We start from the raw sequence: 17,250 nt of genomic DNA on the forward strand, positions 1-17,250 counted from the left end.
GTACTGAAATGAGAAAGGGGGATGGACCTTGAACGTTCAGTTTAAAAAAGGTGTGTTAGAACTGTGTGTTTTGGCACTTGTGAAACGTAAAGATTGTTACGGTTATGAACTTGTACAGCAAATCTCAAATAAATTTTTAATATCGGAAGGGTCAGTGTATCCTTTATTACGTCGTTTAACGAAAGAAGGGTATTTTCAAACGTATTTGAAAGAATCTACGGAGGGGCCGCCTCGTAAATATTATCAACTAACTGAGCAAGGGGAAACGCAACTGAATTTGTTAGTAACAGAGTGGCGTGATTTTGCAAAAGGCGTACAAGAAATTATTGAAGGGGTGGAATGGGATGAGTAAAGAACAGTTTCTTAAAGAATTATCAAGTCATCTTAGAAAGTTACCGGAAGAAGAGAGGAAAGATATTTTATTTGATTATGAAGAGCATTTTCAGTTTGGGAAAGAAGAGGGGAAAACTGAATCGGAAATAATAAAAGGCCTTGGCTCTCCGAAAGTAATTGCCAAAGACTTACTTGCTTTGTATCGCTTTGATGAAATGAAAAAGGACCCATCTACTTCGAATATAACAAGGGCTGTTATGGCAGCGATTGGACTTAGTTTGTTTAATTTTATTATTGTGTTAGGCCCGTTAGTTGCAATTATTGCTTTTATATTTTCCTTCTGGCTCGGTGGAATTGCTAGTGTAGTGACACCATTTTTCGTTATTGGAAAAGTATTTATGGGTACTTTTATATGGTTGGATGTATTCGTTAGTATAACGTTTGTTGGAGTAGGTTTGTTGTTATGTATTATCGCTTATTATAGTACGAAGTGGTTTAAAAAGTTATGCGTACGTTATGTAATATGGAACTTCAAAATGATAAAAGGGGAGTAGATGATGAAGAAAATATTGTTAGTAGCTATCGCTTGTATCATTATTGGAGTAATAGGGATTTCACAAACATATGAAAAAGCAGTGCAAACTGCAGAAGAAGGAAACAAAGAAGACGTAATTAAAAACGAAACACTAAAAAATATAGAAGTTAAGTTAGATGCTGGGGATATTGTTGTCCAAAAATCTCCCGACTCTTCTTTTTATGTAAAGCAATCAGGAGATGTACGTAAACACGAGGTTCGTATTGACGAAGATGGTGACACATTAAAAATTATTGGGGAAAGAGAAAAAGGTGCTTCATTTGATTTTTCTTTTTACGATTTTAGATTTCAAACGTCTACAATAACTCTCCTCGTGCCTGAACGTTCTTACCAAGAGATAAAAGTAAATTCATCCGCTGGACAAATAGAAATAAGTGATGTGAAAAGTGATCATGTAAGTGTTGGAACAATGGCTGGAGAAGTAGATTTGAAACATGTCACAGCTAAGAGTGTGGAGGGATCTACAAAAGCTGGTGAGGTGAACTTTAAAAAAGTAATAGGGAAAGTAACAGCGAAGTCGGCTAGTGGGGAAGTGCATATTATGGATCATGATCCTAAATATGACGTAGAGGCAAGTTCAACTGCTGGTGACGTAGATATAACTTTATTGGAAAAACCACAAGATGCAGTTATAACGGGGCAAAGCGCTGCTGGCGAAGTAATGATTTTTAATGAAGAAAATAAAAATGTAACAATTGGCAATGGTAGCAAAAAGATTAGTGGTAAAACAGCTGCTGGCGATGTGACGATTGAAACTCGTTCATAAGAAATAGAATGTATGAAAATCTATCAAAATACAAAAAAGAAGATAATTACCGTATATAAATAAGGTAATTATCTTCTTTTATTATTCTTAATGTAAATCACGATATACGCCAATTACTTTTCCGATAACTGATACTTGTTTTAAAATGATAGGTTCTAATGAAGAGTTTTCCGGTTGTAGACGGAAATGGTCTTTTTCTTTATAGAAACGTTTAACAGTTGCTTCGTTATCTTCTGTTAAAGCGACTACAATTTCACCGTTGTATGCAGACTGTTGTTGGCGAACAACAACTAAATCCCCATCGAAAATACCAGCTTCAATCATACTATCTCCGGAAATACGTAACATAAATACTTGGTCTGCTCCAGCAACAATGCTAGCTGGAAGTGGGAAGTGATCTTCTACACTTTCAACTGCTGTAATCGGTAATCCAGCAGTAACTTTTCCGACAATTGGAACTTGAATAACAGATTGTGTCTCTGTATCCATTCGGTTGTCACCTAAAATTTCAATTGCTCGTGGTTTTGTTGGATCGCGTCGAATATATCCTTTTTCTTCTAGTCGTGATAAATGTCCGTGCACTGTAGAACTAGAAGCGAGGCCGACTGCTTGACCGATTTCACGTACGGAAGGTGGATATCCTTTTTCTTGTACTTTTAGCTTAATAAAGTCGAGAATGTCTTGCTGGCGTTTCGTTAACTTTTCCATGTTTTCTAACACCTCGTTTTCTTTCATTTTTCTTATTAATAAGTATAACATGCGAAAAAACATTCTACAAACATAAGTTCGAACGAAAGACGAATTTATGATACACTATAAGGAAAATATAGTGAGAAAGAAGGGTTCAAAATGAATGCAATTATTTATGCGCGTGTGAGCACAACAAAAGAAGAACAGGAAACATCATTATTGCGTCAAAAAGATGAATTATTGCATTTAGCTGAGCGCTATCAAATGAATGTTGTAAAGGTGATTGAGGAGCAGGCTAGTGGTTATACAATTGAACGTGATGGCATATTAGAAGTGCTAGATACAATTCGCGATGAACAAGTTGATGTACTTCTCATACAAGATGAAACGCGCCTTGGTAGAGGGAATGCAAAGATTGCATTAATGCACTGTTTACATAAAGAGGGAATAAAAGTATATACGCATACGCATAATGGAGAATTAGAACTCTCTGACTCTGATTCGATGGTACTAGATATAATTGGGATTGTTGAAGAGTATCAAAGAAAGATCCACAATTTAAAAATTAAACGTGGTATGCAACGTGCAGTAGAAAAAGGTTATCGTCCAGAAAATAATTTGAAGAATCGTCATTTAAGCGTAGGACGAGAGAAGAAAGAAGTGCCGATTGAGGAAATTGTACGTTTACGCCGGAATGAATTAACTTTTGAAGAAATTGCAGCAACACTTCGTGGTTTTGGTCATGATGTTTCAAAAGCAACTGTACATCGAAGATATGTAGAATATACAAAGCAATTGCTTGATAAAGAGGACTAACTATTGTATGATAATAATCAGTTTTGAGTAAAAGGGGGATTCGAGATGCAAAGTCACGAACTCATTGAACGCATTAACTTCTTAGCGAAAAAAGCAAAAGCTGAAGGCTTAACTGAAGAAGAACAACGTGAGCGCCAATCGCTACGTGAACAATATTTAAAAGGATTTCGTCAAAATATGTTAAACGAACTTAAAGGAATTAAAGTTGTTAACGAAGAAGGTACTGATGTTACACCGGCGAAATTAAAAGCTTTAAAAAAGCAAGATAATGCAAAATTAAACTAAAAGATGGGCGAAGCCCATCTTTTTTATTTATTATATCCGTTATTTAATAACTTTCCAGTTGTTATTGACTGTTGCTTCTATGTTTTTGTGCTTCAATATATAGTTAGCGATAAGTTCAGACATATCTGTTGGTATGTCTTTTATTACGGGCTTATTTTGAAACATAAAGAAGTTCCCTCCGCCACTTGCGCGATAATTATTCATAACGACGTCATATTCTTCATTCATATGAAGTGGAGCGCCTTTATACTGTAAGGATTCTACTCTCTCGCCAATTGGTTTGGAAATGTTTAATACGTACGAAATTCCTTCCCACATATCGTAATTATAGTGTTGCGGCTTTGGTTCTATGTAGGTAGGGTTTACGATGATAGTTCCATTTGCTTTTAATATGAAATAAGAAGCAGAGAGTTCAAGGGCATCTTTTATATCCGCTCCAGTTATTCTAATTACTTTTAATGTATTTGGATAAATATAATTAGAAACGATGTCACGCATTGTTACGCGATTAGGGAAACCTGGAGATGTATTATGGAATAAGCTTGTACAAGAAATGGAAACATTAGCTATATCCATCTGTATTTTATTTATGAATTCAATAAAAGGATGGTCTTGCAAACGAGTTTGCATAGCATCTGAAATTTGCATGTCCCCATAGATTACTCCAATAGGTTGATCGAGCCAATTTTGTGTTTTTTCTTCATAATCGGCAACCAAGGAAAGAATATCTTGGTCAGCCTCAATTCCTTGTACGGGCAATAATTGTGAATAACTCTCTTTTTTTCCCCATTTTTTTTCTGTTTTTTCGAATGTTACTGTTACTTTTCCAACGGAGTGTCCATTGCATCCAATCTGTAAAATTGTTACACCATTCATTACGGTGTGAGCGATTTCCCGGTGTTGGTGGCCTGTTAGTAAAATGTCTATACCTTCAATTTCATGGCACATTGCATATCCTTGGTTTTCACCTGTTAAAACTTCAGTCGGTACCCCAGTTTGTAAATCGCGTTCAAATCCCCCATGGTAGGCTACGACTAATAAATCTGGTTTCTCGTGTTCGCGAATGTAAGAAACCCATCTTTTTGTTGTTTCTAATGCATCTTCAAATTGTAAATCTTGAATGTGATGGGGTTGTTCCCAATTGGGAATGTAATGCGTTGTCATCCCTAAAATAGCAATTTTTATATTTGATTCAATATGTTTTATTATATATGGTTTCCCGAAATAAGGTTCTTTTCTGTTTTTATCTAAAATATTTGCTGATAGATACGGAAAGTTTGCAGTAGAAATAGCATTATTTAATATGTCCATTCCATAATTAAATTCATGATTCCCAATAACTGCAGCATCATAACGTAAATAGTTCGCTAATAAAGACATTGGATTTTTCTTATCTTCTTCGTATGTAGCGTAATGATAAGTGAAGGGTGTTCCTTGTATGAAGTCACCGTTATCAATTAAAAGAACGTTTCTATTTTGGGAACGTTCTTTTTTTATAAGAGTAGAAATTTTGGCTAAACCAATTTCAGCTTGGGAGTTATCTTGGTAGTGAATTGGATAAACAGTGCCATGTATATCACTTGTTAATAAAATGTTTAAAGTTACAATTTGATTTGGATTCAATATCATTCACCTTTTCTATTGTTATCTACTAATTAAGCATATCAAATATATGAAGAGAATTTTAATGAGAATGTATAGAATGTGTAAAGATTCTGTAAATAAGCAATTGTACGTGAAAATGTGTGATATATTTCTTCATGTTTACGGAAGGCAATTTTATAACAACAAAATTGGAGGCATTAATATGTTGAAAAAAGTTTTTGCAATGAGTACGACAGTTGTACTAGCGGCGGGATTATTAAGTGGTTGTGGAACGAAAGAATCAAGTGCAAGTAAAACTGAAGATACGAAAAAAGGTTATGTACCGAAGACTTTAAATGTTCAATTTGTTCCTTCTCAAAATGCAGATACGTTAGAGGCAAAGGCAAAACCATTGGAAAAGTTATTAAGTGATAAATTAAATATTCCCGTAAAAGTTAGCATTTCAACGAATTACAATACAATTGTAGAAGCGATGGCGTCTAAGCAAGTAGATGTAGGGTTTTTACCTCCAACAGCGTATGTGCTAGCGCATGAGAAAAAGGCTGCAAACGTAATTTTACAAGCACAACGTTTTGGAGTAGATGATGAAACGGGAGCTCCTACAAAGGATTTAGTAGACTTTTATAAATCTGAGTTTGTAGTTAAGAAAAATTCAAATATTAACAGTGTAAAAGATTTAAAAGGTAAAAAAATTGGTTATCAAGATGTAACGTCATCAGCGGGGTATGTATGGCCTGCGGCTGTATTGTTAAAAGAGGGAATTGATCCACTAAAGGATGTGAAACCTGTTACATTAAAAGGTCACGATCAGTCGCTGATTGCTCTTTTAAATGGTGATGTAGATGCATCTGTTGTATTCCAAGATGCTCGTAATATTGTGAAAAAAGATTATCCGAATATATTCGATCAAACGAAAATAGTGAAATTTACGGAAAAAATTCCAAATGATACGATTTCGGTACGTTCTGATTTAGATGCAGAGTGGAGTAAGAAATTACAGGACGCTTTCATTGAAATAGGAAAGAATGAGGAAGGTCACAAAATCATTAAAGAAGTATATTCACATGAAGGATATGTTAAATCTGATGATAGTAAATTTGATATCGTTCGTGAATATGGAAAGAAAGTAAAAACGCAATAATACATATGGAAATGGCAGCTAACTGGAAGGGAGGCATATGTTTCCAGTTAGTTTGCCATTTTGAATACATAGAAGGTAGGTAAGATGTGTGATAGAATTTCGAAATGTTTCCAAAATGTATCCGAATGGTACAAAAGGATTGAATAATATAAACTTGAACATTCAAAAAGGTGAGTTTGTTGTAATGGTAGGGCTGTCGGGGGCTGGAAAGTCTACACTTCTTAGATCGGTAAATCGCCTTCATGAGATTACAGAAGGAGAAATCTTGATTGAAGGTGAGTCTATTACTGCTGCGAAAGGAAAAGAATTACGACGCATGCGCCGGGATATTGGTATGATTTTTCAAAGTTTTAACCTTGTAAAACGATCAACGGTTTTGAAGAATGTATTAGCTGGGCGTGTTGGATACCATTCGACTTTTCGTACAACGTTAGGTCTATTTCCAAAAGAAGATTTGGAGCTTGCCTTTCAATCGTTAAAAAGGGTGAATATTTTAGAAAAAGCATATGCGCGAGCTGATGAATTATCAGGAGGACAACAGCAACGTGTATCGATTGCTAGAGCGTTGGCGCAAGAAGCAAAAATCATATTGGCAGATGAACCTGTTGCGTCGTTAGATCCGCTAACAACAAAGCAAGTATTAGATGATTTGAAAAAAATTAATGAAGATTTTGGGATTACAACAATTGTAAACTTACATTCTATTGATTTAGCTAGGCAATATGCGACACGCATTATTGGATTACATGCAGGCGAAATTGTTTTTGATGGTTCAGTAGAAGAGGCAACGGATGAAAAATTTGCTGAAATTTATGGAGACGTAGCGCAGAAAAGTGAATTATTAGAGGTGGCAGTTAAATGAATGACGCGACGATATATTCAAAATCGATACCGAAGCCGCCGAGTAAGTTGAAACATATGTTAACGGCTATTCTAGTCATTTTACTGTTGTGGGGAAGTAGTGTACAGGTCGACGCATCATTTTCAAAACTAGTAGTTGGTTTTCCTAATATGATTGATTTGTTAAAAGAGATGGTGCCGCCTGATTGGAGTTATTTTCAAGTTATTACAACAGCGATGTTAGATACAATACGTATGGCGATTATTGGGACGACTTTAGGAGCGATTTTAGCTATTCCACTGGCACTATTTGCGGCAAGTAATGTGTTTACTAGTACATTTTTGTACGGTCCAGCTCGATTGGTTTTAAATTTTATCCGAACGATACCAGATTTATTATTAGCGGCAATTTTCGTAGCTATTTTTGGAATAGGACCACTTCCAGGTATTTTAGCTCTTACTTTTTTCTCAATTGGGCTCGTGGCGAAATTGTTGTATGAGTCAATGGAATCGATTGATCCAGGTCCATTAGAGGCGATGACAGCAGTAGGAGCAAATAAAGTGCAATGGATTGTGTATGGGGTAATTCCGCAAGTGAAAGCACATTTTGTCTCCTATGTTCTTTATACATTTGAGGTGAACGTACGTGCAGCAGCTGTTTTAGGTTTAGTAGGAGCGGGTGGTATTGGGTTGTATTATGACCGTACACTTGGATTTTTACAATATCAACAAACTGCATCTATTATTATTTATACTCTTGTTGTTGTATTGTTAATTGATTATGTAAGTACATTGTTGCGGGAGAAATTATAATGAGTAAAACGACGATAATTGTACCAAAACCGAAGAAACCGAGTGTGTATCGCTGGTTTATTTTTATAGCACTTGCATTTGTTTATGTATGGGCTTTTTCAGGAGTCCCGCTAGAGGGAATAAAGGATACGGCAGGAGAAATTACAAAAGCAATTATGACAGGTGTATTGAATCCAGATTGGTCGTATGTATCTTTGCCAGATGGTGAAGATTTATTACATGGCTTAATTGATACGTTGGCAATTGCGATATTAGGTACATTTATTTCTGCCTTTTTATCTGTTCCATTCGCTTTTTGGGCGGCAACGAATATGAGCAGTGGAAAATTAACGGCAGGAACTGGGAAATTTGTACTTAGTTTTGTTCGTACATTTCCTGAATTAGTTATGGCTCTTTTATTTATAAAAGCTGTTGGACCAGGTTCCTTTGCCGGAGTTCTAGCTTTAGGATTACACTCTATCGGAATGTTAGGGAAATTATATTCAGAAGGAATTGAAAATATAGATAAAGGACCGACGGAAGCGTTAATAGCTACAGGTGCGAATCGCTTTCAAACACTTTGGTATGCAGTATTGCCACAAGTATTACCGGATTTTCTATCGTATACGTTATACAGGTTCGAAATTAATGTACGATCCGCTGCTATTTTAGGTGTTATTGGAGCAGGTGGGATTGGTACGCCTCTAATTTTTGCACTGAGTTCACGCAATTGGTCTCGTGTGGGGATTATTTTATTGGGTATTATTTTAATGGTAATTATCATTGATTTTATTTCAAGTTCGATACGGAAGAAAATTGTATAATTTATTTTAAGCACCTATAAAAGGTGCTTTTTTATATAATAAGAATAATAAATGTGAGCAATAGGGGGGATAATTTGGCTTTACAGCACGAGTTTGTATTTGTTTCGAATGAAGAAAAAGGGTTGGATTTTATAGGTATAGATTGGATTGAACTTTGTTTTCTATATAAAGAAAAGGCAACGATAGATGAGTGTGTTGTATTAAGTGATGAGCTAATCGTATATCTATTAGATTTTACCCATTTGATTCCGACCTATTATCCAGCGAAAAGAGCAGAAGGATTTGGAATTCACTATTATGGTATTACGAAAATAGAACAGCAAGGGGCAGTGATAGCAGAACATTTATTTTGTTCGCTAGTTAATATGCTTTCTCTAGCGCCAGAAACAATCGAACTGACAGGGCAGTTTCAATGGGAAAATGATAATAATACTGATGGAGAATATGAAAGATACGTATTTGATCGAGATAAATTATGCCAAGATTTAAATTCTTTTATTCGTTTGCTTTGCAGAGTGAAAAATGGGGAAGGATATATTTTGCATTATGGAATTTGAAAATGATGAATAAATATACAGATAATTCCCTTTCTTTTTAAAATAAAAATAATGAAAAAGTATGTCATATTGAATACCCATACATTCCCGAAATCACTGATTTTTTTATGAAAAACCAAAAAAATATCAACATATTTGTCGATACATGTTGTATAATCTTGCGTGGGAAGCTATCATATAAATGTATAAAACGTTTACTAATATAAGCGAAGGGAAGAATAGCATGTCACATTCAATCGAACAACTTTCTATCAACACGATTCGCACATTATCCATCGATGCGATTGAAAAAGCAAACTCTGGTCACCCAGGAATGCCAATGGGTGCAGCACCAATGGCTTATACATTATGGACTCAATTTATGAAACACAATCCAAATAACCCAACGTGGTTTAACCGTGATCGTTTCGTATTATCTGCAGGTCATGGTTCAATGTTACTATACAGCCTACTTCACCTATCTGGTTATGATCTAACAATGGATGACTTAAAGAACTTCCGTCAATGGGGAAGCAAAACTCCAGGACATCCTGAGTACGGTCATACAGCAGGTGTAGACGCAACTACTGGTCCACTTGGACAAGGTATTGCAACTGCTGTAGGTATGGCAATGGCTGAAAGACATTTAGCGGCTAAATATAACCGTGATGCGTATAATGTAGTAGATCATCATACATACGCTATTTGTGGTGATGGAGATTTAATGGAAGGCGTTTCTGCTGAAGCATCTTCATTAGCTGCTCATTTACAATTAGGTCGTCTTGTTGTGCTTTATGATTCAAACGATATTTCATTAGATGGCGATTTAAATCGTTCATTCTCTGAAAGTGTAGAAGATCGTTACAAAGCATACGGATGGCAAGTAATCCGTGTTGAGGATGGAAACGATATTGAAGCTATCGCGAAAGCAATCGAAGAAGCGAAAGCTGACGAAAAACGCCCAACGCTAATTGAAGTAAGAACGACAATTGGTTTCGGTTCTCCAAACAAATCAGGAAAATCAGCTTCACATGGTTCTCCACTTGGTGTAGACGAAACAAAATTAACGAAAGAAGCATATGCTTGGACTGCTGAGCAAGACTTCCATGTAGCAGAAGAAGTATATGACAACTTCCGTAAAACTGTACAAGATGTTGGTGAAACTGCGCAAGCAGCCTGGAACACTATGCTAGGTGAATATGCACAAGCATACCCAGAATTAGCAAACGAATTACAAGCGGCAATGAATGGTCTTCTTCCAGAAGGTTGGGAGCAAAACTTACCAACTTATGAATTAGGATCAAAAGCAGCAACTCGTAATTCTTCAGGTGCTGTAATTAATGCAATTGCAGAGTCTGTACCATCATTCTTCGGTGGATCTGCTGACCTTGCTGGTTCTAACAAAACATACATGAATAACGAAAAAGACTTTACAAGAGATGATTACAGCGGAAAGAACATTTGGTACGGTGTACGTGAGTTCGCAATGGGTGCAGCAATGAACGGTATTGCACTACATGGCGGTTTAAAAACTTACGGTGGTACGTTCTTCGTATTCTCTGACTACTTACGTCCAGCAATTCGTCTTGCAGCATTAATGCAATTGCCAGTAACGTATGTATTCACACACGACAGTATCGCTGTTGGTGAAGATGGTCCAACACATGAGCCAGTCGAGCAATTAGCAGCGCTACGTGCAATGCCAAATGTATCTGTTATTCGTCCAGCTGATGGTAACGAATCTGTTGCAGCTTGGAGACTAGCTCTAGAATCTACAAACAAACCAACTGCTTTAGTATTAACTCGTCAAGACCTTCCAACATTAGAAGGTGCAAAAGAAGATACGTATGAAAAAGTAGCAAAAGGTGCATATGTAGTTTCTGCAAGCAAGAAAGAAACAGCTGAGGTAATCTTACTTGCAACTGGATCTGAAGTAAGTCTAGCTGTTGAAGCACAAAAAGCTCTAGCAGTAGACGGCGTTGACGCAGCTGTTGTCAGCATGCCATCTATGGATCGCTTTGAAGCTCAAACTGCTGAGTACAAAGAATCTGTATTACCAAAAGCAGTAACAAAACGTTTCGCAATCGAAATGGGTGCTACATTCGGATGGCACCGTTACGTAGGTCTTGACGGAGATGTGTTAGGTATCGATACATTCGGTGCTTCTGCTCCTGGTGAGAAGATTATGGAAGAGTATGGATTTACTGTAGAGAACGTTGTTCGTAAAGTAAAAGAAATGCTTTAATGATTTTAGAAAAATCTCTCCGGCATGGAGAGGTTTTTCTATGTAAATGAGTTTTTTCGACAGAAAAAGTTTTTTATCTCTCCGCAGTCAGACAATCATTGCAAAATTTCTTCTATATAATGAAGGGAAAAGGTTGTCCAGATTGGGAGGCGAAAGATGAAAACGTATGAATTGTATTTAATTCAAGAGGATATTGCGAAAGCTTACTTTGGTCGTGAATATTTGTTTTTTGATTTATTTGCTCGATTTTCAGAATCTGGGTCCCTTTCGGAGAAAAAAGTGTTATATAAACAAATGATGTATATAACGATGCCATTACAAGTAATGAAAATTCACCATAAATTAGAACAAGCTTTGCGCGTTCTTGGTAAATATGATCGAACACATCATACACATACACTTTATACAGGAGCGGAATACGGCGAAATAATGGTGAAACCGCACTACATTCGCATGAATACCTCTGGAAACGTTTCTATGGAAACGACTTTCTTTGAAGTACTAAGGAAGTGTGAATTAACATTTTTAGCAATGGATTATGAAAATACAAAGTACGGATGGCTGAATCCTCTAAAACAAGTACGAACATATGTGTAAAAAATGTCGAATTGTATCTTGTCTTATTGAAAAGGTTTTAGTACACTGTAAGGTAGACAACATGAAGGAGGAAAATATATGCCAATTTGGTTAGGTATTCTAGTGGGCGTAGTAGCACTAGTAGCAGGCGTGGCGTTAGGATTTTTCATTGCCCGCAAATACATGATGAACTACTTAGAAAAAAATCCACCAATTAATGAACAAATGTTAAAAATGATGATGATGCAAATGGGACAAAAACCTTCCCAAAAGAAAATCAATCAAATGATGAGCGCGATGAGCAAGCAACAAACAAAATAAGCGCTAAAGGGCACTCGATAAGAGTGCCCTTTCCTATTGGACTTTTGAAGTGTTTAAAACTTTTAAAAATTCTGTATTTTTGGTAAACTGAAAACATCGCTCATTTTAAGGGAGGAGGATAAAAATGAAAGTATTTATTAATTTAGCTTGGTTTTTTAAACAAGAAAAACGAGCGTACATAATCGGAATTATTATGTTATTTGGTGTCGCGCTTCTTGAACTTGTAGCCCCGAAAGTACTAGGTATTGTAGTAGATGAAATTAATAATGGAACATTAACATCTGAAAAGTTGTTGAAATGGGTTATTTTGTTAGTAGTTGTAGGGATTACTATGTACATATTACGTTATTTATGGCGTATTATGATTTTTGGATCTTCGTTAAAACTAGCTCGTCAATTACGGAAGAATTTATACGAACATTTTACGAAGATGAGTCCATCTTTTTATCAATCACGTCGTACGGGTGATTTGATGGCGCATGCGACTAATGATATTCAGGCGATTCAACAAACTGCTGGATCGGGCGTTTTAACATTGGTTGACTCATTAGCAGTTGGGGGATGTGTACTCGTAGCGATGGGTTTTACAATTAGTTGGAAGTTAACATTGTTAAGCTTAATTCCAATGCCGATTGTAGCGATTTCGACAAACTATTATGGAACGTTATTACATAAAAGGTTTCATAAAGCGCAGCAATCGTTTTCGGAAATCAATGATAAAGTGCAAGAGAGTATGAGTGGGATGAAGGTAATTCGATCAATTGGACAAGAGAAAGAAGATTTACAAGCATTCCGAAAAAAGTCAGAAGATGTTGTACATAAAAATATGTTAGTCGCACGTATTGATTCGTTGTTTGATCCGACAATCTCACTTATCGTTGGATTTTCTTTTTTAATTGCAGTATGTTACGGGTCAGTATTAGTTGTGAGAGGGGAATTAACTGTAGGTGATCTCGTTACATTTACAACGTATTTAGGTACCCTCGTTTGGCCAATGTTAGCCTTTGGGTGGTTGTTTAATATTATGGAGCGTGGGCGTGCTTCGTATGACCGTGTAGAAAAAATTCTCTCTCAAAAATCAGATGTAGTAAATAGAGAAGATGCTGTGCATACAATAGCGAGCGGTGATGTTACATTTGCGGTTGATTCATTTTCATATAAGAAAAATGAATTGTTACAGCTAATAGATGTTCACTTTGATTTAAAGAAGGGTGAAACACTAGGAGTTGTCGGACGTACAGGTGCCGGGAAAACGACTTTATTAAAATGTCTAATTCGTGAGTATGACCATTTTAATGGTGAATTAAAAGTTGGGGAGCGGGATATTCGCGATGTAACACTTTACGGTGTCCGTTCTGCCATTTCATACGTGCCGCAAGATCATTTTTTATTTTCGGCGAGTATTGGAGAGAATATTGCCTTCGGAAAGGCGGATGCTACATATAATGAAATTACCCGCGCTGCAGAGATTGCTTGTATTCATGATGATATCCTCCAATTTTCAGAAGGGTATGAAACAATAGTAGGAGAAAGAGGCGTTTCGTTATCTGGAGGCCAAAAACAGAGAATTTCTATTGCACGTGCGTTATTAACGAATGCGGAAATATTAATTTTAGATGATTGTTTATCAGCGGTAGATGCAAAAACAGAAGAAACGATTTTAAATGCATTAAAGAGGGAAAGATCAGGGAAAACAACGATTATTACTGCTCATCGTTTAAGTGCAATTCAACATGCTAATCTTATACTTGTTGTGGATGAAGGTAGAATTGTGCAACGAGGTACACATGAGCAATTAATGGAAGAAAACGGTTGGTATAAAGAGATGTATGAGAGCCAGCAGTTAGAAGCATTAGTTGAGAAAGGAGGCGTATGATGACTGAGAAGAAGCAGAGTGATTTAAGTAGATTGCTTTCTTATATGAAGCCGTATAAAGGGTTGCTATCTTTAGCATTTATCTTTTTAGTTGGTGCAACTGTAACTGAAATGATGGGTCCTTTTTTAATTAAACAATTTCTTGATGAACATTTAGTACCACGTAACTTTGATCAATCAGCACTTGTTACTCTATTTGTAGTGTATCTTATTGCTCACTTATTAAAAGTATTATTTACTTATTTAGACTTATTGTATTTTCAAAATATCGCTTTTAAAATTGTTCAAGATATGCGTGTTGAAGTATATGATCATGTTCAAAAGTTGTCATTAAGTTTCTTTGATCGTACGCCGATTGGTACGCTCGTATCGCGAATAACGAATGATACGGAAGCAATTAAAGATTTTTATGTCAGTGTATTATCCACATTTGTCAAAAATGTAGTCTTTTTAATAGGTATTTTAGTAGCAATGTTTTTATTAAATGTAAAACTAGCTCTATTTTCTCTCGTATTAATTCCGATCATGTTTGCAATTATGGTGCTATATCGCCGGAAAAGTGCAGCTTTTTATTTAGAAGTACGTAATCAATTGAGCGTGTTAAATGCAAAGTTAAATGAGTCTATTCAAGGAATGAATATTGTTCAAGTGTTCAGACAAGAAAAGCGTATGCGAAAAGAGTTTGAAGAAGTGAATAATAAACATTATAGTGCAGGGAGACGGACGTTAAAGTTAGACGCGTTACTTTTACGCCCAGCAACTGATTTAGTTCATATTGTAGCTATTGCGTTAGTACTTGGTTTATTCGGAATTGATGCTTTGAAGAGTCCTGTTGAAGTAGGAGTTCTATATGCGTTTGTTAATTATATACATCGTTTCTTCCAGCCTGTAAACGAGATGATGATGAAATTATCATTTTTCCAACAGGCACTTGTTTCATCATCACGTGTATTTCATTTAATGGATGAAAAAGATTTAGCGCCAGTTCAAAAAGGGGATGGAAATCCTCAAGTTGTTAATGGAGAAATTGAATTTAAAAATGTTACTTTTTCGTATGATGGAAAACGTGATGTTTTAAAAAATGTATCTTTTCACGTGAAACAAGGGCAAACGGTTGCTTTCGTTGGACACACTGGTAGCGGAAAAAGTACCATTATGAATTTGTTAATGCGATTTTATAATATTAAGTCAGGAAAGATTGTAATAGATGGTGTGGATTTAGAGAAATTTGAAGAACGAGAAATTAGAAAGAAAATAGGACTCGTATTGCAAGATGCATTTTTATTTGCGGGAAATGTAAAACAAAATATTCGTATGTACAATGAAGAAATTACGGATGAAGAAGTAAAAGAAGCGGCACAATTTGTGCAAGCCAATACGTTTATTGAAAAATTACCAGAGCAGTATGAAACAGAAGTAGTAGAAAGAGGAGCTGCATTTTCTAGCGGTCAACGCCAATTAATTGCTTTTGCTAGAACGATAGCAACGAATCCCAAAGTATTAGTATTAGATGAAGCAACAGCTAATATTGATACAGAAACTGAAGATGCGATCCAAACAGCATTACAGCAAATGCGAAAAGGGAGAACGACGATAGCCATTGCGCACAGGTTATCTACAATTCAAGATGCGGATCAAATCTTTGTTATGCATGATGGAGAAATAGTAGAAAGAGGTACACATCAAGAATTACTGAGTGAACAAGGATTGTATTATAATATGTATTTACTACAAAATAAAGGAAGTTTACAAAAAGCCTTGTAATTACAAGGCTTTTTTTATTTTGTTTATAAAATATGTTTGCTCTCTATGTCTATAGTATAAACGTCGTGACCCTTTAATAAAGTTGTACATATTGTATGTATACGAAATGAAAAAAACTGATAGGAGCTTTTATATGCAAGATAGATCTAGTACAAATATTACGTTTATCGATGTGTCTCATTGGGAAGGGAATATTGATTAGAATGCAGTGAAAGGATCCGGTATTTCAGCGGCGTATGCAAAAGCGACAGAAGGTGTGAATAATCTTGATCCTACTTTGGTTCAAAATGTACAAGCAGCGCGAAATGCGAATGTATTAATCGGTGCATACCATTTTGCGCATCCAGAACTAAATGATGCAATTTCAGAAGCGAAACATTTTGTGAACATATTACAAAGCAATCAGACAGACTTAATGCCAGTTCTAGATTTAGAATCACCGATAGATCCGAGTAATAGTAATTTAACTGGTACTGCTATATCTAATTGGGCAAGGAGTTTCATAAATTATGTGAAACAGGCTACTGGAAAAGATGTCATGTTATATACAGGAGTTTGGTATATTAATGAGTTTGGAATTAACGGGTTAAGTGATATTCCACTTTGGATTTCTAAATACTCTAGTACGCCGCCTGCTGATGCTGGTGGTTGGACAGAGTGGACAGCATGGCAATACACAGATTCTGGTAAAATTTCAGGGGTAGTAGGAAATTGTGACGTATCGGCAGCGGTTTCATTAGAAGCTTTGCAAGGAAATGGAACAAATGGTGGTGGAAATGTTTCTCCACCTAGTACTGCTACTGCAGTCTACGGCGTTGCTGCAATTAAAGGCGATAATGTAAATTTACGGAGTGGACCATCTTTACAATCTAGTGTAATTCGCCAGCTAAATAGAGGAGAATCGTATAAAGTTTTGAGTGAACAAGATGGTTGGCTTGCTTTAGGTGGAAACGAATGGATATACTATGATCCAAGTTACATTCAGTATAAACATTATGTGGCGACTATTACTGGTGATAATGTGAATCTGCGGGATGCTCCATCATTAAATGGAAATGTTATAAGACAGTTACATCGCGGTGAGGCTTATAGAGTATGGTGTAAGCAAGATGGCTGGCTTGGTTTAGGTGGAAATGGCTGGATATACTATGATTCAAGTTATATTCAGTATGGTGTACAATAAAATGCACGTAAAAGGTATCTCGCCTGAGATTCCTTTTATTCTGCTATTTGCGGGCAAACTGAA

18 protein-coding genes are annotated in these 17,250 nt (G+C 36.1%); 16 read left to right on the plus strand and 2 right to left on the minus strand.

Annotated features, from left to right (window positions below):
- Positions 1–28 precede the first annotated feature (28 nt).
- From QEP67_RS09030 to QEP67_RS09040, 3 genes are read left to right on the plus strand one after another with little or no spacing between them, the layout of a single operon-like run.
- On the plus strand, positions 29–352 hold the full coding sequence (locus QEP67_RS09030) for a PadR family transcriptional regulator (RefSeq protein ID WP_001102620.1): 324 nt from the start codon (positions 29–31) through the stop codon (positions 350–352).
- Positions 345–887 (plus strand): DUF1700 domain-containing protein, encoded by a 543-nt coding sequence (locus QEP67_RS09035; protein WP_000032405.1) that lies wholly within the window; start codon positions 345–347, stop codon positions 885–887. Before QEP67_RS09030 ends, QEP67_RS09035 begins: the two co-directional genes overlap by 8 nt.
- Positions 888–1,694, plus strand: coding sequence for a DUF4097 family beta strand repeat-containing protein (locus QEP67_RS09040; RefSeq protein WP_033658712.1), 807 nt, complete (start codon positions 888–890; stop codon positions 1,692–1,694).
- 87 nt (positions 1,695–1,781) lie between these two features.
- Here QEP67_RS09040 and lexA read toward each other — a convergent pair whose 3' ends face one another.
- The gene (gene lexA, locus QEP67_RS09045; protein WP_000413737.1) at positions 1,782–2,402 is read right to left on the minus strand and encodes a transcriptional repressor LexA; all 621 of its coding nucleotides are present in this window, start codon (positions 2,400–2,402) and stop codon (positions 1,782–1,784) included.
- A gap of 141 nt (positions 2,403–2,543) precedes the next feature.
- Between lexA and QEP67_RS09050 the strand changes: the two genes are divergently transcribed.
- Positions 2,544–3,200, plus strand: a complete 657-nt coding sequence (locus QEP67_RS09050; protein WP_000991476.1) for a recombinase family protein — start codon at positions 2,544–2,546, stop codon at positions 3,198–3,200.
- 45 nt (positions 3,201–3,245) lie between these two features.
- The gene (locus tag QEP67_RS09055) at positions 3,246–3,485 is read left to right on the plus strand and encodes a DUF896 domain-containing protein (protein WP_001190582.1); all 240 of its coding nucleotides are present in this window, start codon (positions 3,246–3,248) and stop codon (positions 3,483–3,485) included.
- Between the two features lie 39 nt (positions 3,486–3,524).
- Here the strand turns inward: QEP67_RS09055 and QEP67_RS09060 are convergent, their stop codons facing one another.
- Entirely contained in the window at positions 3,525–5,108 is a 1,584-nt protein-coding gene (locus tag QEP67_RS09060; protein ID WP_001069268.1) for a bifunctional metallophosphatase/5'-nucleotidase, read from the minus strand.
- Between the two features lie 184 nt (positions 5,109–5,292).
- On the opposite strand from QEP67_RS09060, the gene QEP67_RS09065 reads away from it, so the two are divergent.
- The 11 genes from QEP67_RS09065 to QEP67_RS09115 all read left to right on the plus strand — a co-directional run bounded on the left by QEP67_RS09065 (position 5,293) and on the right by QEP67_RS09115 (position 17,187).
- Positions 5,293–6,231, plus strand: a complete 939-nt coding sequence (locus QEP67_RS09065) for a phosphate/phosphite/phosphonate ABC transporter substrate-binding protein (protein WP_000915075.1) — start codon at positions 5,293–5,295, stop codon at positions 6,229–6,231.
- 88 nt (positions 6,232–6,319) lie between these two features.
- Positions 6,320–7,093 carry a phosphonate ABC transporter ATP-binding protein gene (gene phnC, locus QEP67_RS09070; RefSeq protein WP_000569233.1) on the plus strand — a complete coding sequence of 258 codons (774 nt, stop codon included), beginning with the start codon at positions 6,320–6,322 and terminating at the stop codon, positions 7,091–7,093.
- Positions 7,090–7,884, plus strand: a complete 795-nt coding sequence (gene phnE / locus QEP67_RS09075; RefSeq protein WP_000996079.1) for a phosphonate ABC transporter, permease protein PhnE — start codon at positions 7,090–7,092, stop codon at positions 7,882–7,884. The genes phnC and phnE (QEP67_RS09075) overlap by 4 nt, the downstream gene beginning before the upstream one ends.
- Complete coding sequence (phnE, locus tag QEP67_RS09080) at positions 7,884–8,687, plus strand: phosphonate ABC transporter, permease protein PhnE (RefSeq protein WP_000047899.1); 804 nt, start codon at positions 7,884–7,886, stop codon at positions 8,685–8,687. Before phnE (QEP67_RS09075) ends, phnE (QEP67_RS09080) begins: the two co-directional genes overlap by 1 nt.
- Before the next feature lie 74 nt (positions 8,688–8,761).
- Entirely contained in the window at positions 8,762–9,244 is a 483-nt protein-coding gene (locus QEP67_RS09085; protein ID WP_001207846.1) for a hypothetical protein, read from the plus strand.
- A 223-nt stretch (positions 9,245–9,467) separates the two neighbouring features.
- Positions 9,468–11,468 (plus strand): transketolase, encoded by a 2,001-nt coding sequence (gene tkt, locus QEP67_RS09090; RefSeq protein ID WP_353706562.1) that lies wholly within the window; start codon positions 9,468–9,470, stop codon positions 11,466–11,468.
- 156 nt (positions 11,469–11,624) lie between these two features.
- Positions 11,625–12,065: a sporulation inhibitor of replication protein SirA gene (sirA, locus tag QEP67_RS09095; protein WP_000860645.1), complete on the plus strand. Its 441-nt coding sequence runs from the start codon at positions 11,625–11,627 to the stop codon at positions 12,063–12,065.
- Between the two features lie 78 nt (positions 12,066–12,143).
- The gene (locus tag QEP67_RS09100; RefSeq protein ID WP_001123316.1) at positions 12,144–12,365 is read left to right on the plus strand and encodes a YneF family protein; all 222 of its coding nucleotides are present in this window, start codon (positions 12,144–12,146) and stop codon (positions 12,363–12,365) included.
- Between the two features lie 124 nt (positions 12,366–12,489).
- The gene (locus QEP67_RS09105; protein ID WP_000862360.1) at positions 12,490–14,241 is read left to right on the plus strand and encodes an ABC transporter transmembrane domain-containing protein; all 1,752 of its coding nucleotides are present in this window, start codon (positions 12,490–12,492) and stop codon (positions 14,239–14,241) included.
- The gene (locus tag QEP67_RS09110; RefSeq protein ID WP_000136741.1) at positions 14,241–16,004 is read left to right on the plus strand and encodes an ABC transporter ATP-binding protein; all 1,764 of its coding nucleotides are present in this window, start codon (positions 14,241–14,243) and stop codon (positions 16,002–16,004) included. The genes QEP67_RS09105 and QEP67_RS09110 overlap by 1 nt, the downstream gene beginning before the upstream one ends.
- A 208-nt stretch (positions 16,005–16,212) precedes the next feature.
- Positions 16,213–17,187, plus strand: a complete 975-nt coding sequence (locus QEP67_RS09115; RefSeq protein ID WP_000678748.1) for a GH25 family lysozyme — start codon at positions 16,213–16,215, stop codon at positions 17,185–17,187.
- Positions 17,188–17,250 lie beyond the last annotated feature (63 nt).

The sequence above is a fragment of the Bacillus cereus group sp. MS39 genome (assembly GCF_040448665.1).
GTDB classification, from domain to species: Bacteria; Bacillota; Bacilli; order Bacillales; family Bacillaceae_G; genus Bacillus_A; species Bacillus_A wiedmannii.